Genomic DNA, 20,457 nt, shown 5'->3' with positions numbered 1-20,457 from the left:
GAGGGGATCATGTGAATGGTATTGAACAATTGGAGAAATTTGATTTTTCATTGTTAGAAATGAAAGAGGAGCAAAAAGCGTTTGTTTCTGCTTTAACGTTCATTACAGAAGGCAAAGAATATTTGGCTATTGAAGGGTTAAAGAAGTTGTATGGTGAGTCTCATGATTTATCTTTACGAAGCAGTTGTGCCAAAATTTTATTTGAGCTTTATTTCACAAAATCTGACTGGAAACAATTAAAGTCGCTCGGTCTTCTTGACGATCCAAACGTTGATCAAACCAATCGGTTCATTGCGAAAGCGTGTAGTCAGTCAGAACCAACAAAAATCTCCTTTTTAAATGATCAAATACGTATTCCGATGAAACTGAGTAGTTCAGGCTCACCAACCATTGATGTCTTGATTAATGGGAAAAAGAAATGCTTTTGGTTAGATACTGGTGCAGGGATGACAGTTATTTCAATGGCTTTAGCGAAAGAGTGTGAGATTAACAGTTTGAATGATGAAGGATTGGAGGTTGGAAATTCATCAAACCAACATTTCCGTACGGACTTAGCCATCATTCACTCACTTGTTATACAGGATTTGGAAATTATTAACCAACCTACATTGGTGCTGGCGAATGAATTATTAATTATTCAAAACCCTAAAACGGAAGAAATAATGAAGATAGATGGAATCATTGGATGGGATATCATACAACATATTTTTCTTGAAATCGATTACGGACGAATAATAGTAGTGATTCAGAAACCAAAACGAAAAGAAGAAGAAGGGGAGAACAACCTTTTCTTCTGTGGATATCCGATTATAAATGTGAAAGGAAACAATCAAGTTCCGTTGTATTTCGGTTTAGATACTGGTGCGAATAAGACCCATTTTGGACAACCTCTTCTATCGAAAATTGTAAATCTTAAACAAGAGAAAAGGATGATACTTTCTGGAGGCATCGGTGACGTAAAAGAACGAGAGCTAGACAGAATAGAAAACTTAGTTATTTATCTGAATGAGAATCAATCCATTCACTTACATAAGGTGAGAGAGATGCTGACAGATCTGGCTGCTTTTTTTAAGTTAGATGGTGTTTTTGGCAGTGATATTGCAAAGGATGGACGAATGGTTATTGATTATACGAATAGAAAGTTTGAGCTTGTTCTTGGATAAACGATGAGACTGAACGAGCTAATCCTACCTGCAGATCCAGGTAAACGAATATAATATGATTTGAAGTTTTAGAGTAGGCTATTTAAAATAGGCTGCTCTTTATTTATGGTTTCTTTAACGTTTTCACGTTGATATTAAGGTTGAAAATATTTAGTTATTTTTACAATATTGGAAAAATATATGGTACAATACCTATTAATCCTTATTGACTTAGGAAGGAGAAAAATATGCCTAAAAAGATTACAATTCAGCATATTTATCAAGAAATTGGCCAGTTAATAGACAATAATTATAAATCCAATGATTTTATGAAATTACATATACCATTAGATTTTAAGATAAATAGACTAAGACAAAAACTTGTAAAGACGGGTATTGAGAAAGGCCTAAGTCACCAGGTAACACTGAAATATAGTCAAAGACTAGACAAATTAATTATTAAATCTTTATTTCTTAAACTTCACGTTTAACGTTTTTTTAGATATGAATTTATGCCTCATTTATTCGCTTCATAATGTTCTTCATTAAGTTTCACTACTTCAAATTCTTTTTTATCCTTAATCAATTTCAAAACTAAACGTTGAATCCCAAAAAACTCAGTGATAGTGAGGAACAAACATTTCCACTTTTACCCTGTTAAATGACAGCGTTGAAGGTCATAGAAAAGTCGAAAAAAATCGGTATTTGGCAAAATGGGCAAGTTACTTGTCTCGCTTTGCTAGTTACAGAATGACATTGGGCAAGTAATATAATACCTGTCCATCAATTAGACTGTCGTAATACTAGTAATTGTGAGATAGCTAAAGGAGATCCATATGTTGACTCAAAGGGGGGATTGTCATTTTTAGTAAAATTCAATCAAAAAGGGAAGCAGTCTATTTATTTCTTGTTGTAGGGGTTTCTGTAAGTATATTTTCAATAGCTGATCAACAAATCTGGTTATATGTAATGGCTTTTTTGATATTCCTATCCATGTACCTATTTAGAAAACCAAATAAAAAAGATAAAATCTCAAATTTTTTAGGTTTGACTTTGCTCTGTTTAATCATATTTTTAGGAGAAAATTTATTTTTTAAATAAACATTAGCGTAGGTGTGAAGAAGCGCTTGGGAAAAAAGGAAATTCACTTTTCCCAACGAATAGGTATAAGCAGAGGGAGGTTAAAAAATGGAAAAGAAAAGGTTTATCGTTCTTTTATTAGGATTTTTCGCTTGGATATTTTTTGTCTCTGGTGTTTTTAAATGGTTAGCAATTCCTAGTTTTGCTCGTTTATTTACGACCATCTTTGGGGAATCAAATGTTTTGACTAACTTATTAATCATACTGATTTCAAGTGTCATAGTTTATTCAATTGTTTGGTTAACTATGAAGCGGAATAAACATATTGCGTAACATACTAGATCGTTGAACGACACCCAATGTATACCTCGAACAAGGAAGGCTTCCAAACGGCAGTCTTCTTTCTTTGAGTAAAAATAATACCTGCCACATTCCAGCTATAATCCCCATATTTATAGCTTTTATTACAAAGAGACTAGTGGATTCTAGGAACAATGCTATGAATTTTTATTTCATCTAAAAGTATTAAAGAAATTGAGCTGTCAAATGAAAGGGGGAGAGGATTAGCTATTGCAGGCAGGGTCTGTAGTATCGTAGGGATATGTTTTCAGTGCCTTCTCATTATGCTTCTACTCTTATCAATCAGTGTTTATTTTATGATTGACTAATAGATTGTTTTTACTGAAAAGATGTTGGGGAGGCTTAACACGCTAAATTATTAGATGGAGTGGAAAAAGAGGGGATGCAGTGGGGACTTTAAGAGCTGGGCACGGTCTAGATTCTAATGGTTTCATTGTTAGTGATGTTAGTATTGATAAAATTGAAGGTGTCTATGTTCCTTGTATTCAAGAATCTGTTGAAAGTCTTAAAAAATTGTTTCCTCTTCAATTGCATAGTGTATATATATACGGTAGCGTAGCAAGAGGTGAAGCAGTTGCTTTTAAATCTGATATAGACCTTATCGCGATGTTTGAGGGCAAGGTTCAGACGGTAGAATTAACGAGACTTACTGAAGCTCTGTCTCAAAAGTATTGTTCTTTGGTCCGTGAGGTTGGGATAGCAGTTGCTGACTACGACTATACAATGGATCCCTTCAATTATTACGAAAATGCTTTTTTTAAGGAACTCTGTGTTTGTGTCTACGGAGAGGATGTAAGAGACCGATTTGGTCCGTACAAGCTTACATCAGAAATAGCCATTCGTTTTAATGGTGATATTGGTGAGGCGGTAACTCGGACGTTAGAGAGGATCAAAACCGCTTCCGATAAAGAAGTCAAAAGATTTTCACAAAGCTTTGCTCGTAAACTTATTCGAACATACTATTCAATGGTCATGGTGCGTTCTCAAATTTGGACAACTCGACTAGGTGAGCAATCGGAAGTCTTTCTCCACTACTTCCCAGAGAAAGAATCGATTATACATATCCTGTTAAATTGGATAGATGAACCGCCGACTGAACGTGAAGTGATATATGAGCTTGTAAAGAACGAGGGTGAGTGGGCTCGTTCAAACTTTACACATGAAGCAAATAGTTTGGTGTAGAAGAATATCATCTAGAAGGAGTGATTATGATGGAATATTTAATATTAGGAATATTGTTTGTCATCATTTTTATGCTGTATGACAAGCTTACTAAACTAGAAATGCGTTTCAAACGTATGAAAGCCGCATTAGATCAGATAGCGCTTCAAGTAGAAGTACCAGAGCATCCTATCAATGATGAATTGCGTATACTTTTAAAAGAAGGAAAGGACGTTCAAGCTGTTAAAAAGGCTAGAGAGGTCTTAGGGCTGTCATTACTAGAAGCTAAACAGTATGTAGATGCTTTATAAGCTGGCCGCCAATTGGCGGTTTTTTTTATGGAGTCAAACATATATTTACATTTAATGGTTGTTAAATGTTAATATATGTAATATATTTATTTTAAGTGGTAAGTAGTAAGTAATAAGTAATAAGTGTTAAGAGAAATGAAAGGTGGTTGAAAGAATGAGGGAAATCATTATAGGAGAAGCATTTATCGTTCTAAGTGAAGGCAGAAAAATTAAGTCTTCTGTTATCGGTCGTAAAAAGGTTATAGAAATGTATGCGGTTGGAGGGATGTTTTTTGATCTGTTAATTAACAATCAAATTGCATTCGATGAGAAAAATAAAATCTTCGTTACTGATGGAAGGTTTAATGCGAATCATGATGCGTTAAATCAATTATTAAGACTGATAAATAGTAAAAAGCCGATGACCTTTAAGCGCTGGATGCGTTATTTAGGTGTTCCTTCAAAAAAACGAAGAGAACTATATGAAAAAATAACCGATAATTCTAAAAATAATGAACTGTATCGAGAACGAATTGTGCAAAGAATTAGAGCGGAATTGCTCGAACCGGAACAAGTAACCATAGAAATTATCACATTGTCCTTGCTTTTAAAATCAAGTAAATTACTCAAACAATATTTTTCTTCTTACGAGGGTGAGCAATTAGAGGTTCGGTTGAAAGAGCTAGAGCAAAGTGATAATAAAAGATGGAAAGATATTAAAACGATTAATAAAGAAATAGAATTTATGGACGCGATAATTTTAACATCTGCTGTAGTGATTTAAAAGGAGACGAACTATGGGACGAAGACGTTCACATGAGGATATAGTAAATTCAGATTTTGTTAGCATAAGCGAATTAGTCCGTTTAACAGATATCCGATATAGCACAATAAAATTTTATACTGAAGAAGGCATGCTCCCATTTGAACAAGAGGATACACGTTTAACAAGACGGTATCCAAGAATTTCAGCATCTGAGCGTTTAGAGAAAATCAGTGAATTAAAACAAAGAGGATTAACTATTTTAGAAATAAAAAAAGAACTAAAAATTATAAATGATATTGAGGGGTAGGCATTTGTTTAGATTTATTAGGTTTGGCAGCGCCGCTGTTTTATTATTGGTTTCAGCTTTTGCTTCATGGTACGAAGGAAGTGCGATTTTAGATAACCCATGGGAATGGACATACTCTACACCATTTTCTCACTATTTTCATGGAGCTGTACAAGAGAAAAACGACATTTTAGAACTCGACTTCTTTATCTATGCAAGTAAATTCCAACCTCTCTTTCCAGTTATCATGGTTATTAGTAGTATATATTTATTGATTACAATAGGTTATTTGTTTTTAAAGCGAAAGAAAAGATGGTTTGCGTGGTATTTGTTAATTTTGGGCGGAGGTTTACTGTTACTTAGTTATTTTATTTTTAATTCTCCAACACTAGGCGGTCAGCTTTTCTTTTACATTTGGTTAGTAAGTGGTGGATTGTGTGTGGTTTTTTCTGTAAAAACGTATTACAACATATATAATCTTCCTACGATTTGAACCCTGCTGCTAGAAAAATTCTCAGACTAGCAAACTACGTATCTGTTATTTGTTTAATTTTTATGGGAAAATAAGGGTAACGTTAAGGAGTGCGACAGATTGTTTCTAATCAATGGCCGTTCATTTATTTTATTAGGAATAATGCTTTATGTGATTGGACGAGGTATTCTACTTGGAATTAGATATAATCAAAAAATACAAATTGATTTTTTACGGGAGAGTGTACTATTTCTTTTCCGTTTCATACATATATATGGTTGTTTCTGTTACTATATTTCCATTCCCTATAGGGTTTACTTCTAATTTAGAAGATGGGTATCGTTCAATTAATCTTATTCCTCTAAAATCAATTGTTTTTAATAGTCGTCAAATAGGAACTGCTTATGCTGGGGATGTCCTATTTATGATCAGTATCCTTATAAAAAATGTTGGAGGTAATATTTTATTATTTATGCCATTAGGCTTTTTAGCACCACTAGTATGGAGTAAATTCAGGCAGTTTAAAAATAGTATGGCAGCGGGTTTTATAGGATCAATTAGTATAGAATTATTGCAATTATTAGAATATTTATTCGGAGGAATGGATCGAATAACCGATATTGATGATGTGATTTTTAATGTAATCGGGTGTATGATTGGATTTTTTATTTATAAAATGATTTTGAGGGTCGTTGATACAGGATCCCCCTTGAAACGGCCAAAGGGTTCTCTCACAATTGAAGAAATCGGAGAACTAAAGGGAAGTTGTGAAAAGCTGGAAGACGTTTGTGTTTTTATATGTGAATGAGGTCATCTAATCTCTAGCGAATCCCCTATCGCTATTCTATCAAATTCTCAAAGGAGTGAATCCAATGTAAATCAATCAATCTTTTATACTCTCTAAAAAACATAAGGGGATGTTTACATTGGAGAAGTCTTTCAAACGTTTGGTAGCGGGCCAATCATTTGCTAACGCAGGAGATGTTTTTTATATTGTTGCACTTATAACAAGTGTATACAATGTAACAAATTCATTATTTTATGTTTCGCTGGTTCCTGTAATCATTATGTTTGGTGGGTTTTTAGGCGGTTTCGCAGCGCCGCTGATTATTGATCGTTATAAGTTGAAATCAATTTTAGTTTTCTCTCAATTAGGTAAGACATGCATCTTGCTTGTACTCACTCTATACGTATCATTCTTTTTATCGTCTGATACGTTGATGGGAATTTACTTCATTATATTCTGTATCACCTTTTTAGATAGTTTCGCTAACCCAGCAAGCAGTGCGTTAGTACCGCAGTTGGTTTCAGACGAACAGTTAGTTAAAGCTAATAGCTTTATGTCTTCAGTCTATCAATTTATTCAGATGGGTGGATGGGCTGCAGGGGGCATATTATTTTCGTTTTTACATGCTAATGGGTTATTAATGCTGACTTTTAGTTTATATGTGGTATCCACATGCTTACTGGTATTTGTTAAAGTCAATGAAACGAAACAAGCGGAAGAACGAATCGTACGTGGAAGAAAAATGACATCCATGTTAGAGGGCTGGAGAATCATCTTAGAAGATAAGAGGCTGCGAATTCTCCATCTACTCTTGGTTTTTGGTTCTATAGCTAGTCCAGTTTGGGTGTCCTCTATCTTACTTCCTTTTATCGACCAAAGGCTTCATGTGGGAACAGAATGGTGGGGGTATATTAATACGTCCTTATTATTAGGGTTATTTCTAGCTGGAATCCTTGCCTATCGACAGGCTGATTTAATTAACAAGCATAATCAAAATGTGTTATTGCTCGGTGGCTTTATGGTTTTTTTGATGACCTTTTTATTTGGAATGAATAAAATTCCAGTCGTGGCGCTTTTGCTTATAGGGATATATGGCTTATTCGAAGAACTCAGGATGATTTCGATTCATACAATCATCCAAAGTTTAGTGAAGGAAAAACGGTTAGCGAAGGTATATGCTGTACAGAGTTCTTTAATGATGATGACTTTCGGGCTATCAACGCTGATGATGGGAATCGTGGGTGAGCGGTATGGCATAGTGGTTGTCTTTATGGTTGCCGCTGCTGCATTATTTGTGTCATTTACTACGCTTATCAGCTCTAGAAAATATGCAGTGCTGTCCATAGACGATGATGTTGAAAAAAGGATATAGAGAACCAACGATTCCGTTGGTTTTTTTGTTTGCATTTACAAGAAATTCGAGATCAATAGGCCGCCAAAATTAGCGGCCCTTGATGTACTTCGTAACTAATAATCTAGCAGGCGTCCAGAATCATGCCACTGCCCATACAGTTTATTTTCTTTTGTGTTTTTGATAAATTTGTCTAATCGACTCTTCATTAATTCCGGGTGCTTTTTATTGCTTTGTATCGTGTCGATTCGAACTCTTTGATAAAGAGCTGGAAATGCTTTGAAATTCTCATATACTTGCGCATCTGCTTTTAGCCTTTGCTCGATAACTTTATCTAGTTGAAACGAAACGAGATCCATGGCAGGTAGTACGTTTCTTCCTTCATCGTTCATTAAGTCTAATTTTTCGAGACGGCGGACACGTTCTTTATTCAATTCAGTCCATGAACTTCCTTTGCGCCTAGGGGATAATCGCTGCAATAGTTGCGTTTCAGAGTGTTTCTTTTTGACTCCATCAATCCATCCGACGCACAAAGATTCTTCAACAGCATCCAAATAGAACAGAATTTCTGGTTTGGGCGTCATACTGACGATTACCCAACAAGATGTTTCAGTCTTTCCGTTTATCTGCAGCCAATCCCTTAATTCATTCCTCGATTTAGCGGGTAGTAAATTCTCCATTTCCATAGATAAACGATAACCTCCTTTCTAGGTATGGTAGTCAAGAAGGTCGTAGAAATACCGACCTTTTTATCCTATTCTTCATCTCGAGGGTCTTCATTCAGCTTCCTGATACCAAAAAAGAGAATAGTCATTCATGGTGGAAGCATAGCCTAATTGGCGCAGCATGGTCGAAACATTGCCGCGGTGGTAAGTTCCGTGGTTGACCACTTGCAATACAATTTCAGATAATTGAGTGCTGCGTGTTCCTGCGTATGGATTTTCGAGCTCAATGGTTTGTTCTAATTCGTCTTGTTGTTGGAACCATAATTTGAATGGTTCTGCTAACTCATGAAAGGCTATCGCGAATTCATCAACAGAATACCTAAGGAAATCTTGTTGAAGGGGAAGACACACTTCCAGCGCCTTCGGCATACTAATACCATTTAGTACTTGCAACCAACACTTTTCGACCGCATAGATATGCGCGAACGCTTCGCCAATGGTAGGAAATGAGGTGTTTACTTCTTGTTGCAGCACTGAGGTTGGTAGTTCCTTGATGCGTCCCAAGAGAGTTTGAGTAGCCCATGCATTGTAATCGTACATTTTTTCCAGATGATTCATTTAAATCGTCTCCTTTTAATTTGGATTTGTTTTTGGTTCTGTCTTTATAATAGAAAAAGAAGTATGACAACTGTCTGTCATACTTCTTCATAAAGTTGAAGTGTTTTTTGAAGTGTTTCTTTTATGATTCCACGCAGTTCGAGCGGTTTAAGGACTTCGACTCCGCTGCCCAAACTCAACAGAAAAGACAAAATCCATCCAGCTTTCAATGGTTGATAAACGGGGATGCGCATGGTCATACTTCCATCCTCATGAAATTGTTTATCTGCCTGGTGAAAATGATCCATTGCTTCCGCTAATGCCTTCGGTCCCACTCGAAACTCCACTTCGCTTACCTCATCTTGCCGTACTAACTCCGTTTTTTTAGGTGCATTGTGATGTGGTTGAAAGGTTTCCTGTGTCAGGGAGCAATTCATCATTCGAGACAGTCGGAACTCTCGATAATCCCCTCGTGTTTGACAAAAACCATAAATGTACCAATTGCTATATTTAAAATGAAGTCTTATCGGTTCCATATGCCTTGTCGTTCGTTCGTTTTTTGCATTGATGTAATCAAAACGGACGACTTTACGTTCCGTAATACCCGCACGTAAATGACGAAGTGCATCGGGATCTGTTCGGAGGGTTTCAAAATCCACGGCTAAACTCGGAGTCTGCGGCGAAGTTCCTACAGTCTGGAGGCGTTCAATGGTCCCTTGCGCTCGCTCGTCTTCAAACACGCTAGAAAGACTGCTGAGTACGGTGATCAGAGAATCGACATCATACGAACCAAGCAAGCTTTTATCCATCTTGTAGCCGTCCATTATGCCATATCCCCCTTTCATCCCTTGATGAGAGATGACCGGAATCCCAGCAGCGCAAATCACATCAATATCTCGGTAAATGGTTCGTTTGGACACTTGAAATTCTTCAGCAAGCAAAGAGGCAGATAAAATTTCGTGGTTCAGCAGCTTGTAAATCATAGAAATCAATCGTTCTAATTTCATATCTATCCCCGTCCGTATTTCAATTTGATTAGCTAAATGACGCCGAATTTCTTTAAAGCATATTCGATTCCATCTTCATTAGACTTTTTCGTTATGAAATCAGCAGTTTCTTTAAGCTTTACGCTTCCATTACCCATCGCGATACCAAGGCCGGCTAACTCGAGCATGTCGATATCATTTTCCCCGTCACCAAAGGCAATCGCATCCTTGGGTTCAACTGCAAAAAAGTCTAAGACTTTTTTGATGGCTAGCGATTTTGAAACATCTTCTTGCAGCACATTCAGCACAAATGGATGCCAGCGTTTAAAGGTTAAATGAGGAAAGCGTTGAATGTATTTTTTAACTTGTGAATCCGTCGCAAACAAACAGAGTAAATAGACCTCTTCATGATAGATGAACGGGTTCTATAGGGGGATAGTCTGTCAAAGACAATGTTTCTTTCAATGCTGTTGTAATGTCCGGATTACTAACCCCATTCATACAAAAGGTTTCCGTGTAAAAGGAGAGCCCATGTTGTTCAGTCTGGGCAAATTCAAATACAGATCGAACAGTCTGTGGATCCATTGCTACTTTATGAATCACCTCGTGATTGTGCTTTACATATCCGCCATTTGCGGTTATGAACGTATCAATTCCTAATTCTCTGATTTCTTCGCACATCGATAACGGTCTGCCTGTTGCGGCGACGATAGGAATGCCTTTGTTCTTTAAGGTTCTAATAGCAGCTTTCGTCGACGCAGGAATACTGCCATCTTCATGATGCGTAATCGTTCCATCCACATCTAAAAAAACAATTTTATAATTCATGAAAATCTCCTTATTGGTTTATAAATGAAATAATACCATTAATTTACTTAATTGTTCGTTTTTTCTCAAATAGAGGAGGAGATTTATTGATACATCTGGAATTGAAAAGAAGAGGATATATAAAATAAAGGAGATCAAAACATGTGGGAGCAAAGATTCATTGAAACAACTAGAGGGGTATTTGAACTGTTTGAGTGCGGAGAGGGAGCACCTATTGCAATTACACATTTATATAGTGCATTTGATGAACGAGGGTATGCGTTCGCCAGTCCATTTACGGAGCATTACAAAGTATTTTTAATCAATTTAAGAGGAGCTGGGAATTCTGTTAAAGCTGAATACGAGGATCAATATAGTCTCGATGAAACGGTGTTGGATTTAGAGAGTATTCGCTTAGCGTTGAACTTGGAAAAATGGGCGTTTGCAGGTCATTCTACGGGAGGGATGCTTGCGTTAAAATATGCCATCCTTAAACCATCTTCATTAGATAAGATCATTGCTGGGGGTGCCGCAGCAAGTGTGGAATATGGGGAAGATCCACTCAGCATTTACTGTCCGCAAAATCTTAACTACGAGCGGATTATTGAGATAATGGATTCATTAAATGACGGACAAACACCGATTGAAGAGCGACGGAAGATGAGCAAAGAATGGGCGCTTATGTCCTTTTATCGGGAAGAAAGTCTCGACAAATCATATGCAAGACCTAATAGCGGGCGCACAGTGGGGGAGAGGTTAACCTACTTTGGAGCAGTAGAATGTCAAAGCTATGATCTCCGTAAAGAGTTACCAAACGTCCAGGTACAAGCTTACATCTATGCCGGAAAATATGATGCACAATGTCCTTATAAATTCGGGGTAGAGATTGCTGAATTACTTCCACAAGCAACGTTTATAACGTTTGAAGAAAGTAATCATTTTCCGTATTTCGAAGAGGAAGAAATGTTTAACCTGTTTGTTGAGAATAGCCAATAAAAAACGACAAAAATCAGCATGAATTTTTGTCGGATTTATTATGGTTTTAATAACACTTTAATACAGTCTTCTTGTTTCGTATCAAATACTTCATACCCATGTTTCGCTTGATCTAGCGGAAGGACATGAGTGATGATGTCACTTGGATCCACTTTTCCTTCCGCTATCAAATGATAGATATGCGGCATATAATGAATAACCGGTGCTTGTCCTGTTAAAAGATTCACATTACGCTGAAAAATGTCCCCTAATGGAAAGGCATTGTAACGTGCCCCATAAACACCGGTAACTTGAATGGTGCCGCCTTTTCGGACAGCTTGACTGGCAATGACCAACGCACCGAGAGCACCGCCTTGAAGTTTCAATCCTGAAGCAAGAAATTCAAGAGGGGTCATTTTTCCGCTCATTCCTACGCAGTCAATCACCACATCCGCGCCGCCTTTTGTTAGCTCTTTTATATACTCACCACAATTTTCATAATCCTCAAAGTTCAGAATTTCCACTTTATTGGTTCGCTTCGCATGTTTCAAACGGTAATCAATGTAATCCACAGCAATGACTCTTTTCGCACCCTTTAGCCAAGCAAACTTTTGTACGAGTAAGCCAACTGGACCACAGCCTAACACGACAACAGTATCTCCGCCTTTTACACCAGCATTATCTACGCTCCAAAAGGCTGTCGATGCGGCATCAGCCAACAGCACTAAACTTTCGTCGGGAACTTCACTATTTTCCGGAATCTTAAATGGCGTAAAGTTGGCATACGGAACCCGCATGAGTTCAGCCTGACCACCGGGAAATCCTCCTGCTGTGTCGGAGTAACCAAAATAAGCACCCATTTCTCCATTATCATTGGCATTATCACATTGACTTTCTAATTCATGATTACAATACCAACATTGCCCGCATGCGATATTAAAGGGAATGATAACTCGATCGCCTTTTTTCACTTTTGTTACGTCCTTGCCGACCTCTTCCACAATTCCCATCGGTTCATGTCCAATCACATAGTCTTCACCAAGATTAGGAATCATTCCGTGTAGTAAATGCAGGTCAGAGCCGCAAATCGCCGTTGTGGTTAATTTAACGATGATATCATCCGCTTTTTTGATTTTTGGATCTTTAACATTTTTAACATGAACATTTTTAACACCTTGAAACGTAACAGCCTTCATAAGTAACATCTCCCTATGGTCTTTATTTCTCAGGCGGGCTTGGAAATAACCCTTTGCGATTGGTATCGCCAGGAAAAAGATCGAGGCCTGCAAGATTAATCGCATTTTCGGCGGATTTAATATCCAGTAATTTTTGTTCATCCAAATCGTATGCCTTTAACCACTCTTTTTCCTTCATCAGTTCTGATATCTCTTCGTATAAATCGATGGTGATGTCTAGTTGTGCTTTGATTAATTTCCGTAAAGAGGGAGTTGCGGTTTCAGTCAAGGCAATAGATAGATTTCTAACGCCCGTTTTTGCGGTTATTAAAAACTCGAGAGCTACGCCTGAATCTGTCAATTCTGGCATTCCAACAGAATTAATTGGATCTAAATAGTCCATCTACGATACCTCCGATTAATGTAACTCAGAATGTGAATATAGTTTAATCATGGCAGTTAAAGCGGGAATGGACTGTGTGACGTCCTTTTCTAGTAAGGCTTTAAGATCTTGATCAAATACGATGCCCTGCATCATTTTCGACTTCAGTAAACAAACCGTCTTAAAATTAATGAGTTCATGAAATTCCATCGTTTCGTGAAGTGCTAATTTCTTTTCAAACATACATTCACCTCCACATAATTCATCTTTTGAAATGTTCCCCATTTGTATTCGTTACTATTCAGGGGAAGGAGGAGGGTTAGTCAATTGTGCGCGGTGGAAACAGGAGGAAATCAAGAGGAACGCAAAAAGGACTGAGCTTGGTGAAATACCATGCTCAGTCTGAAAAAATAATATCATGAGGGCAAACATTTTTTACCTTCGGTTAAGCCGCTTACTTGGCTTTTGAAGTGTTGAAAAAACGATAACACGTTCAGCCTAACGAACAATAATAACCACTGAGATACAGCTGCTAATTCTCATGGCTGATTCCAAAATAATATAGAGGCAGCTGGGATGATAACTACCCACATAAGAACAAGTGTGTTTCCTACGATTCCTATTGCTTTTAAAAATCCTTTTGATTGGAAAGCGGTAATTAAACCAATAACAGGAAGTAAGACAGCTAGCAGTAAGACTCCTTTTCCGTTATAAGCACTTTCGTTAAAGAACCAAGATCCATAGACTACTAGAGAAATAACAAATAGACCGACGGATGCCAGACCTAATTTCTTCATTTTAATCACCATCCTTTTTAACTAAAAACTTGGAGTAGTATATGCTGAACTATGTATACTTACTAGTTATATCAAACTTTCTATCATTTTGGAAGTTTTATCCATAAAAGATTATTGGAAGGTTGGGTAGGCTGCAGTACCTGCAAAAGGAGAGAGAGCACGGATGTAGAAAAGGACTGAGCTTGGTGCTACCATGCTTAGTCCTGGAAATACTACTATTATGATTGCAAACTTTTTATGTAGGTGAATAATCTTTCTAACCATTCAATTCGGAAATCAATATAGCTGGTTGCGTGTTCAACAATAAACGGTAAATGTTTGTTTTTATTAAGCACTTCTTGCGGGACTTTATCCTTTAAAGAAGGCGTCCATCGCTTTTTTTGTTTGTCAATGTTCGCACCGAAAATGGAGAGAACTTCATCGATCTCTACATGTTTAATAAAAATAAGTGCTGAATAAAGCTCCCCGACATCGGTTGACTGTTTAAAAATTGTATAAATCTTCTTTTCAAGCTCTAATCGACCGGCATCAGTAATTTGGTACATCGTTTTTTCAGGCCGTCTGGGATCCTTCAGAACTTCCACCGTTTCAACGTAACCACGCTTATGAAGCGCCTCGAAATGATAATATAACTTACTTTCGGTTAAACCGCTTACTTGGACAATCGCCAACGTTTCTGCGGCACCTTTATAAATGGAATAAGCATAATTATTTTGTTCGGCTAACGAGCCAAGAATAAAAATAGGAATCGACATGGTGTAACTCCTTTCTCAGTATCCTGCACGTATTATAACAAACAAACGCTTCCTTTTGTTAAAATACCGGAAAGTCACTGGTTTGTAAAAATGGATACTAGGAAAGCTAAAAAAAGTTGTCGAGAAACCTCGACAACCTTCTATGGTTATAAATTTGACGTTTTTCGTGGATGATTCCTCTCCCCGTTTATGATACGATCGAGAATTTCTTCTTCTAACAGGGTTAATTTATTTTCGGACATATGCCGAGGTCTAGCAGCATGTACTTTGATATCCATCGCGATGCTTCCGTCCTCTATGAGTACAATACGGTCGGCCAATCGGATGGCTTCTCGAACGTCATGTGTAACAAGCAGGGCGGTAAAACCTGACGTACTCCAAATGGTTTCAATTAAATTCTGCATTTCCAAACGAGTTAAGGCATCAAGTGCACTGAGCGGTTCGTCAAGTAGTAAAAGAGAGGGCTCATGGATAAGTGCTCTTGCTAACGCTACACGTTGTTTTTGACCGCCAGAAAGTTTAGACGGCCAAACATCTTTAAAGGACAATAATCCGACTGCATCTAACACCTTTTCAGCTTTATCCTCCCAGTTCCCATCAAGGCCAAGCCCGACGTTTTCTTTCACTTTTTTCCAAGGAAGCAGTCTCGAGTCCTGATACATCATAGTGATGTTCGAGGTAGATTGAGTGGAAGGGGCACCGTTAAATCGCAGTTCTCCTTCTGTCAGCGTCTCAAGACCTGAGACTAGCCGTAATAACGTACTTTTGCCGCTGCCGCTTTTTCCGATAATGGCGATGAATTCTCCTTTATTAATCATTAACGTCACATCTTTTAAAACTTCTTTTTCACCAAAGGACTTGCTTGCCTTTTCAATGTCTATTTGAATAGAATGGTCGGCAGCTCTTCGTTTTAGATTTTCCATCTTACGCACTCATCCCCTTATAACTCTTTGTTGTAGCTTACATTCCACTTTAACGACCATTTTTCTCCGATTTGTGCAATGATATCGGCAATTTTCCCTAGTAAGGCATAGATGATAATGCTCAATATAATAATGTCTGTCTGCATGAATTCACGAGCATTCGTTGCTAGGTAGCCAATACCAACTTCTGTCGGAATTGTTTCAGCGACGATTAAGGTCAGCCACATCACACCAAGTGCGTAACGAAGTCCGACAAATATAGAAGGGAGTGCGCCTGGAAGAAGAATGTCTTTGAAAAGCCTCCACCCTTTAAGTTTATACATTTTTCCCATCTCTACTAAGTCATGATCGACATTGCGGATGCCATGAAAGGTATTGATATAAATTGGGAAAAGGACGCCGATAATGACTAAGAAAATCTTGGCTCCTTCATCAATCCCAATCCAGACGATGACCAGCGGCAGCAAGGCGAGATGGGGGATATTCCTCATCATTTGAATCGTTGAATCTAGGAATCTATAGGATGTAGCCGATAATCCATTAAGTATACCGAGCACAAAACCAATTAATCCGCCGATCAATAACCCGATCCCTGCTCGCCATAAGCTTGCAAACACATGCCGCACTAATTCACCACTTATCAATAACTCCCAGAACGTAAGCAAAACGGTAATGGGTGACGGGAATAGTGAGGGAGTGACAAGTTTCAATGAAGCGGTCACCTGCCAGGTTAATAAAAGTGCAAGAGGAATCACCCAAGGTTGAAATCCATATATCCATTTTTTTCTCATTATGGCTCATTCCTTTACAAAGTTTAGTTGTTATTCTCCAAGAGGCATATCAACAGAAACATCTAGTTTCTTAGGAATTAACTTGATCTCAAAGTATTTATCCGCCTGTTTTTGCTGTGCATCAATGATTTCCTGTGTGATGGGACCTGCTCCAAACGTACGGCGGTTCACTTGTTTAGTCGTGATTTTCTCATCAATGCCAATACTAGACGATAATAGTTTGGCCACTTCTGCTTTGTTCTCGTTCGCCCACTTATCCGACTTATCCGTAGCTTCTAGAATAAGATCCACCAGTTCAGCGTGTTCTTTTGCAAATTGCGGTGTAGCAAAGTAGAATGTTCGGTTTGGATAGTCATAATCAACATTTTCGGTAAAGGTAAGGGTGTTAAGCTCCGTTTCCGCACTTGCGAAAAAAGGATCGTAGGAAGCAAGGGCATCCACTTGGTTGGTTTCAAAAATTGCACGTCCTTGTGCAGCATCTTCCGGGTAAACCCATTTCACATCATCTGCGGTCAAACCGGCTTTTTCAAGGGCAAGGATGGCCAAATAATGATGATTACCGCCTTTCAGTACGCCTATTTTTTTCCCTTTTAATTGTTCAACGGAAGTAATTCCTGAGTCCTTTAATACCATGAGTCCGACACCTTCAGGGTTCGGTGCATCAGCCCCGACATAAACGAGGGGCTTTCCACTTGCTTGAGCAAAGATAGCGGAACCGTCAGCAGCATGGCCGTAATCAATGGCTTTTGAGTATAGACCTTCTAATAACGTACCTCCATGAGTAAACATTTTCCATTCAACTTTATACCCTTCTTTGTTGAGTGCATCTTCCAAATAGCCTGTTTCTTTCAAGATATTTAAGGTATTTCCTTTTTGGTACCCAATCTTAATAACCTTCTTCTCACTGCTACCTGAAACGGATTCGCTTGAATCTTTACCGCAAGCTGCTAGCAATAAGACGGCAGAGAGAAGAAGAAGTAATCCGGTAACCAGTCGTTTTGTATGAGTCATTTTCGTGTAGTCTCCTTTTATTTAGTGAATTTGTAGGCTGCGTCATACAAGCTGAATTCAATTTCTTGATCAGTACCCGAGAATTCAAGTGAAAATGGTTTTTCGCCATGTTCTTTAATGGTTGCAGCCACAATACCGTCCCCAATCGGACGATAAAAAATAAGGTCGCCGCCTCCCAATTTCAAACGCTGTCCTTTCGCGTTTAAATGCGTATCAACGAATGCTTCCTCAGCTTCTAACCCAAGATAGGCGGACCATCTTTCGATAACACTTTCTAAATCTTTTACCGCAAAAGATACGGACGTAAGTTCAACGTTACCAGCAGGATGAGGCGCAATTACACCTCGCTTCGAAAGATCTTCTGTACGTTCATCGTCGTCTTCATCCCATTGTATAAAAAACGGCAGATCAGGTTGTTCATCCGGTTTACCGACAAAAAGAAGTTTCCAGCTGACAACACTGCCGTCAGGACGTTTCCGACTAAGCGGGGATGGGCCGTAAACGTCTAGGCCAAGGTCCCGGAATCTCTTTGCGTCCGCTTCTAGATCCGTGGAACGAAGAGCCACCCGTGCTAAGCCCTCGGCAAATTGTCTTTTCACAATACTTTCTCTTAGGCTATAAGGAGCCTCAGCTGAACGCTCTACCAGTGCTTGATCAAATACACCAATCAGCTCGATATAACTTAATCCAAAATAACTTAGGGCATTGTATGTACCTAGGGATTCATGCCGTCCACCTTCAACAGCATGCAGACCCTTTTCTTGATACGATATAATGGCATCCTCTGGGCTTTTTACGAAGTGTACGATATGATCTAATTTGAATGTCATGTGTACGCTCTCCTTCTTTAATCTATAGTAAATAATGGGCTGTAAGCAGTAGAAACACCTGTCCCTGAACCAACATTGCCTGCTCATCAAAGTCAAAACGAGGATGATGGTGAGCAAAATGGGTCGCAGGATTTTCATTTCGAGCACCTACATGAAAGAAGGCGCCTGGTCGATGTTGAAGATAGTAAGCGAAATCTTCAGCACCAAGGACCACTTTTTTCTCAACGAAAGCTTCAGGAGAAAGGTTCTCTTTTACTAACTGTTCAATAAGCTGGGTTTCCTCCGGATGGTTTTCAAGTACTGGATAGCCGTTCAGATAATCTAATGTATACGTGATACGGTCAGCAGTTTTGAAACCGTCCAATATCCGGCGGATTTCTTCTTCAATTTGTATTCTGACATCGCTGTTAAGCGCGCGAACCGTTCCTTCAAGCACGGCGGTATCTGCGATAATATTGAACGCATTGCCGGCATGAAAACTGCCGACCGTCACAACAGCTGGTTCCATCGGATCTACGCGCCGACTAACAATCTGTTGCAGATGACTAACGAGTTCGCTGCCAATTGCGACCGCATCCACCGTCGAATGCGGTTTTGCTCCATGCCCGCCTTTGCCTTGAAGGGTGATTTTGAAGGCATCAACAGAAGCCATAGAAGCGCCAGAACGTATGGCTACTTTACCAATAGGTACATCTGTAGCCAAATGCCCGCCAAAGATGTAATCGACCCCGTCCAATACCCCGTCATCAATCATCGCTTTTGCACCACCAGGGGGCTTTTCCTCCGCAGGCTGAAAGATCAAAACGAGGGTTCCGCTTAAATCATGCTGCTTACGACTAAGTACCTTTGCCACCCCCAGCAAGGCAGCCGTATGACCGTCATGACCGCAGGCATGCATGGCACCATTAACCGTAGATTTATAGGGAACCTCTTTTTCATCCTGAATGGGTAAGGCATCAAAGTCAGCTCGAAAGGCAATGGTCTTACCTGGAGAAGCACCCTTGATGATTCCAACAACACCGTTTCCTCCAATGTTCTCATGGACCTCAATCCCAAAACTTCTCAGCTTTTCGGCTATGAACCTTGGAGTCTCGACTTCTTGAAAAGAAATCTCTGGATTCATATGGAGATACCGTCTCCAGGAAACGATTTCTTCAAAAGAATCCAAAAGCTCCTGATTGAAATCAATCTTTAGTTCGTGCATACGTTTTTTCAGCACCTTTCTAAATTATGAATTTAAATACAAGTAAGTAGGTAAGGATTATATGATTTTAGTTAATTATAAAGACAATTAAGAATTTATCAACACATTAACGAAATTTTCTGATATTTATTTTTAAGGAGGAATTGCATGGGATCTTTTTTTAAAACAGAAGGAGGGAGGAGACGAGGTTAATTGAGATTGCGGAAATTGAAGCTGTGGATAAATTTAATCTATAATAGACCAATATCTTCTGAACATCTTAATATAGAGAGGTGATTACTGGTACAGGTTTATTTAGAAGACTATAATTACCTTTTAATCGTGTAACATGTCTCAACCTCCGAGAACTCCAAAGCTTATTTATCATTTGTATAGACAATGACTCGATCTCCTTTGACGTATCCTTATATTGTTCTTTTCCTTCTGCTTTACGTAATCGTTCATGCTGCTCAATACGATTTAATCTTTCATTTAATTCTTGTTCTTCTTTTTTATTCATTGAAAAATCGCCTCCCATTCGTATACCGATAAGTTGAATTATGTTAACTGTCAATTTATTACCTTTTAAATTGGGTTGTCTTGTGTAATATTATAGGAGGGTGATAGATGAATGGGAATTTGGGTAGTCATACTTTTAACATTACTAATGGTTTTGGGTTTCTACTTTACACTTACATTTTTTGAAAACTTACATAAAAATGATGAACGTATTACTAAACAATCTAAAACAGCAGCAATCATTTGTGTAACTATAGCTTTATTTATTTTCTTTCTTTATTCAATTTAATAGTGTAGTAAATAGGCCACTAATGTTAGTGGCCTATTTGTTCTTTTTAGGAAAATGCTATAACAGCACCTGAAAGA

Annotated in this window: 25 protein-coding genes and 1 pseudogene; 11 read left to right on the top strand and 15 right to left on the bottom strand. The window is 38.3% G+C overall.

The annotated features are described in order from the left end of the window. Window positions 1–11: 11 nt before the first annotated feature. The 10 genes from MHI18_RS02185 to MHI18_RS02140 all read left to right on the top strand — a co-directional run bounded on the left by MHI18_RS02185 (window position 12) and on the right by MHI18_RS02140 (window position 7,716). Window positions 12–1,163 carry a retropepsin-like aspartic protease gene (locus MHI18_RS02185; protein ID WP_340845781.1) on the top strand — a complete coding sequence of 384 codons (1,152 nt, stop codon included), beginning with the start codon at window positions 12–14 and terminating at the stop codon, window positions 1,161–1,163. A gap of 227 nt (window positions 1,164–1,390) precedes the next feature. Beyond that, on the top strand, window positions 1,391–1,633 hold the full coding sequence (locus tag MHI18_RS02180; RefSeq protein ID WP_340845780.1) for an aspartyl-phosphate phosphatase Spo0E family protein: 243 nt from the start codon (window positions 1,391–1,393) through the stop codon (window positions 1,631–1,633). Between the two features lie 697 nt (window positions 1,634–2,330). Next, window positions 2,331–2,555 carry a hypothetical protein gene (locus MHI18_RS02175; protein ID WP_340845779.1) on the top strand — a complete coding sequence of 75 codons (225 nt, stop codon included), beginning with the start codon at window positions 2,331–2,333 and terminating at the stop codon, window positions 2,553–2,555. 414 nt (window positions 2,556–2,969) lie between these two features. Next, window positions 2,970–3,764: a nucleotidyltransferase domain-containing protein gene (locus MHI18_RS02170; RefSeq protein WP_340845778.1), complete on the top strand. Its 795-nt coding sequence runs from the start codon at window positions 2,970–2,972 to the stop codon at window positions 3,762–3,764. A gap of 29 nt (window positions 3,765–3,793) precedes the next feature. Beyond that, window positions 3,794–4,054: a hypothetical protein gene (locus MHI18_RS02165; RefSeq protein WP_340845777.1), complete on the top strand. Its 261-nt coding sequence runs from the start codon at window positions 3,794–3,796 to the stop codon at window positions 4,052–4,054. A gap of 154 nt (window positions 4,055–4,208) precedes the next feature. Continuing rightward, window positions 4,209–4,817: a GPP34 family phosphoprotein gene (locus tag MHI18_RS02160; RefSeq protein WP_340845776.1), complete on the top strand. Its 609-nt coding sequence runs from the start codon at window positions 4,209–4,211 to the stop codon at window positions 4,815–4,817. Between the two features lie 13 nt (window positions 4,818–4,830). Continuing rightward, window positions 4,831–5,106, top strand: a complete 276-nt coding sequence (locus MHI18_RS02155) for a helix-turn-helix domain-containing protein (protein WP_340845775.1) — start codon at window positions 4,831–4,833, stop codon at window positions 5,104–5,106. A gap of 4 nt (window positions 5,107–5,110) precedes the next feature. Beyond that, on the top strand, window positions 5,111–5,578 hold the full coding sequence (locus MHI18_RS02150; protein WP_340845774.1) for a YjdJ family protein: 468 nt from the start codon (window positions 5,111–5,113) through the stop codon (window positions 5,576–5,578). A gap of 253 nt (window positions 5,579–5,831) precedes the next feature. Continuing rightward, the gene (locus MHI18_RS02145; RefSeq protein WP_340845772.1) at window positions 5,832–6,365 is read left to right on the top strand and encodes a VanZ family protein; all 534 of its coding nucleotides are present in this window, start codon (window positions 5,832–5,834) and stop codon (window positions 6,363–6,365) included. A 118-nt stretch (window positions 6,366–6,483) separates the two neighbouring features. Next, complete coding sequence (locus MHI18_RS02140; protein ID WP_340845771.1) at window positions 6,484–7,716, top strand: MFS transporter; 1,233 nt, start codon at window positions 6,484–6,486, stop codon at window positions 7,714–7,716. 95 nt (window positions 7,717–7,811) lie between these two features. Here MHI18_RS02140 and MHI18_RS02135 read toward each other — a convergent pair whose 3' ends face one another. The 4 genes and pseudogenes from MHI18_RS02135 to MHI18_RS02120 all read right to left on the bottom strand — a co-directional run bounded on the left by MHI18_RS02135 (window position 7,812) and on the right by MHI18_RS02120 (window position 10,771). Next, a complete protein-coding gene (locus MHI18_RS02135; protein ID WP_340845770.1) occupies window positions 7,812–8,381 on the bottom strand; it encodes a YdeI/OmpD-associated family protein in 570 nt (189 codons plus the stop codon). A gap of 90 nt (window positions 8,382–8,471) precedes the next feature. Further along, window positions 8,472–8,978 carry a DinB family protein gene (locus MHI18_RS02130; protein ID WP_340845769.1) on the bottom strand — a complete coding sequence of 169 codons (507 nt, stop codon included), beginning with the start codon at window positions 8,976–8,978 and terminating at the stop codon, window positions 8,472–8,474. A 77-nt stretch (window positions 8,979–9,055) separates the two neighbouring features. Beyond that, window positions 9,056–9,964: a helix-turn-helix transcriptional regulator gene (locus MHI18_RS02125; protein WP_340845768.1), complete on the bottom strand. Its 909-nt coding sequence runs from the start codon at window positions 9,962–9,964 to the stop codon at window positions 9,056–9,058. Window positions 9,965–9,996: 32 nt separating this feature from the next. Next, window positions 9,997–10,771: pseudogene (locus MHI18_RS02120) on the bottom strand (Cof-type HAD-IIB family hydrolase). Between the two features lie 141 nt (window positions 10,772–10,912). On the opposite strand from MHI18_RS02120, the gene MHI18_RS02115 reads away from it, so the two are divergent. Further along, window positions 10,913–11,746 carry an alpha/beta fold hydrolase gene (locus MHI18_RS02115; protein WP_340845767.1) on the top strand — a complete coding sequence of 278 codons (834 nt, stop codon included), beginning with the start codon at window positions 10,913–10,915 and terminating at the stop codon, window positions 11,744–11,746. 38 nt (window positions 11,747–11,784) lie between these two features. Here the strand turns inward: MHI18_RS02115 and MHI18_RS02110 are convergent, their stop codons facing one another. The 11 genes from MHI18_RS02110 to MHI18_RS02060 all read right to left on the bottom strand — a co-directional run bounded on the left by MHI18_RS02110 (window position 11,785) and on the right by MHI18_RS02060 (window position 20,092). Further along, on the bottom strand, window positions 11,785–12,921 hold the full coding sequence (locus MHI18_RS02110; RefSeq protein ID WP_340845766.1) for a zinc-dependent alcohol dehydrogenase: 1,137 nt from the start codon (window positions 12,919–12,921) through the stop codon (window positions 11,785–11,787). 22 nt (window positions 12,922–12,943) lie between these two features. Next, window positions 12,944–13,303, bottom strand: coding sequence for a spore coat protein (locus MHI18_RS02105; protein WP_340845765.1), 360 nt, complete (start codon window positions 13,301–13,303; stop codon window positions 12,944–12,946). Window positions 13,304–13,318: 15 nt separating this feature from the next. Further along, entirely contained in the window at window positions 13,319–13,525 is a 207-nt protein-coding gene (locus tag MHI18_RS02100; protein WP_340845764.1) for a spore coat protein, read from the bottom strand. 296 nt (window positions 13,526–13,821) lie between these two features. Then, entirely contained in the window at window positions 13,822–14,079 is a 258-nt protein-coding gene (locus MHI18_RS02095; protein ID WP_340845763.1) for a hypothetical protein, read from the bottom strand. Window positions 14,080–14,297: 218 nt separating this feature from the next. Then, window positions 14,298–14,834, bottom strand: a complete 537-nt coding sequence (locus MHI18_RS02090) for a PadR family transcriptional regulator (RefSeq protein ID WP_340845762.1) — start codon at window positions 14,832–14,834, stop codon at window positions 14,298–14,300. Between the two features lie 146 nt (window positions 14,835–14,980). Next, entirely contained in the window at window positions 14,981–15,757 is a 777-nt protein-coding gene (locus tag MHI18_RS02085; RefSeq protein ID WP_340845761.1) for an ATP-binding cassette domain-containing protein, read from the bottom strand. 17 nt (window positions 15,758–15,774) lie between these two features. Next, window positions 15,775–16,548 (bottom strand): ABC transporter permease subunit, encoded by a 774-nt coding sequence (locus MHI18_RS02080; RefSeq protein ID WP_340845760.1) that lies wholly within the window; start codon window positions 16,546–16,548, stop codon window positions 15,775–15,777. A 30-nt stretch (window positions 16,549–16,578) separates the two neighbouring features. After that, a complete protein-coding gene (locus MHI18_RS02075) occupies window positions 16,579–17,559 on the bottom strand; it encodes an aliphatic sulfonate ABC transporter substrate-binding protein (RefSeq protein WP_340845759.1) in 981 nt (326 codons plus the stop codon). 17 nt (window positions 17,560–17,576) lie between these two features. Next, on the bottom strand, window positions 17,577–18,389 hold the full coding sequence (locus tag MHI18_RS02070; protein WP_340845758.1) for a VOC family protein: 813 nt from the start codon (window positions 18,387–18,389) through the stop codon (window positions 17,577–17,579). 22 nt (window positions 18,390–18,411) lie between these two features. Continuing rightward, window positions 18,412–19,593, bottom strand: a complete 1,182-nt coding sequence (locus MHI18_RS02065; protein ID WP_340845757.1) for a M20 metallopeptidase family protein — start codon at window positions 19,591–19,593, stop codon at window positions 18,412–18,414. 259 nt (window positions 19,594–19,852) lie between these two features. After that, the gene (locus MHI18_RS02060; protein WP_340845756.1) at window positions 19,853–20,092 is read right to left on the bottom strand and encodes a hypothetical protein; all 240 of its coding nucleotides are present in this window, start codon (window positions 20,090–20,092) and stop codon (window positions 19,853–19,855) included. Window positions 20,093–20,457 lie beyond the last annotated feature (365 nt).

The sequence above is a fragment of the Peribacillus sp. FSL H8-0477 genome, from assembly GCF_038002765.1.
Taxonomy (GTDB): Bacteria; Bacillota; Bacilli; order Bacillales; family DSM-1321; genus Peribacillus.
This window is presented reverse-complemented; position numbering and strand designations above follow the sequence as displayed.

Coding starts and splice junctions, on each gene's coding strand:
- MHI18_RS02110 (WP_340845766.1), bottom strand. CDS start 12,921: ATGAAGGCTGTTACGTTTCAAGGTGTTAAAAATGTTCATGTTAAAAAT.
- MHI18_RS02095 (WP_340845763.1), bottom strand. CDS start 14,079: ATGAAGAAATTAGGTCTGGCATCCGTCGGTCTATTTGTTATTTCTCTA.
- MHI18_RS02075 (WP_340845759.1), bottom strand. CDS start 17,559: ATGACTCATACAAAACGACTGGTTACCGGATTACTTCTTCTTCTCTCT.
- MHI18_RS02145 (WP_340845772.1), top strand. CDS start 5,832: ATGGTTGTTTCTGTTACTATATTTCCATTCCCTATAGGGTTTACTTCT.
- MHI18_RS02155 (WP_340845775.1), top strand. CDS start 4,831: ATGGGACGAAGACGTTCACATGAGGATATAGTAAATTCAGATTTTGTT.
- MHI18_RS02100 (WP_340845764.1), bottom strand. CDS start 13,525: ATGTTTGAAAAGAAATTAGCACTTCACGAAACGATGGAATTTCATGAA.
- MHI18_RS02070 (WP_340845758.1), bottom strand. CDS start 18,389: ATGACATTCAAATTAGATCATATCGTACACTTCGTAAAAAGCCCAGAG.
- MHI18_RS02130 (WP_340845769.1), bottom strand. CDS start 8,978: ATGAATCATCTGGAAAAAATGTACGATTACAATGCATGGGCTACTCAA.
- MHI18_RS02065 (WP_340845757.1), bottom strand. CDS start 19,593: ATGCACGAACTAAAGATTGATTTCAATCAGGAGCTTTTGGATTCTTTT.
- MHI18_RS02180 (WP_340845780.1), top strand. CDS start 1,391: ATGCCTAAAAAGATTACAATTCAGCATATTTATCAAGAAATTGGCCAG.
- MHI18_RS02060 (WP_340845756.1), bottom strand. CDS start 20,092: ATGAATAAAAAAGAAGAACAAGAATTAAATGAAAGATTAAATCGTATT.
- MHI18_RS02090 (WP_340845762.1), bottom strand. CDS start 14,834: ATGTCGATTCCTATTTTTATTCTTGGCTCGTTAGCCGAACAAAATAAT.
- MHI18_RS02085 (WP_340845761.1), bottom strand. CDS start 15,757: ATGGAAAATCTAAAACGAAGAGCTGCCGACCATTCTATTCAAATAGAC.
- MHI18_RS02175 (WP_340845779.1), top strand. CDS start 2,331: ATGGAAAAGAAAAGGTTTATCGTTCTTTTATTAGGATTTTTCGCTTGG.
- MHI18_RS02160 (WP_340845776.1), top strand. CDS start 4,209: ATGAGGGAAATCATTATAGGAGAAGCATTTATCGTTCTAAGTGAAGGC.
- MHI18_RS02125 (WP_340845768.1), bottom strand. CDS start 9,964: ATGAAATTAGAACGATTGATTTCTATGATTTACAAGCTGCTGAACCAC.
- MHI18_RS02080 (WP_340845760.1), bottom strand. CDS start 16,548: ATGAGAAAAAAATGGATATATGGATTTCAACCTTGGGTGATTCCTCTT.
- MHI18_RS02105 (WP_340845765.1), bottom strand. CDS start 13,303: ATGGACTATTTAGATCCAATTAATTCTGTTGGAATGCCAGAATTGACA.
- MHI18_RS02115 (WP_340845767.1), top strand. CDS start 10,913: ATGTGGGAGCAAAGATTCATTGAAACAACTAGAGGGGTATTTGAACTG.
- MHI18_RS02135 (WP_340845770.1), bottom strand. CDS start 8,381: ATGGAAATGGAGAATTTACTACCCGCTAAATCGAGGAATGAATTAAGG.
- MHI18_RS02165 (WP_340845777.1), top strand. CDS start 3,794: ATGGAATATTTAATATTAGGAATATTGTTTGTCATCATTTTTATGCTG.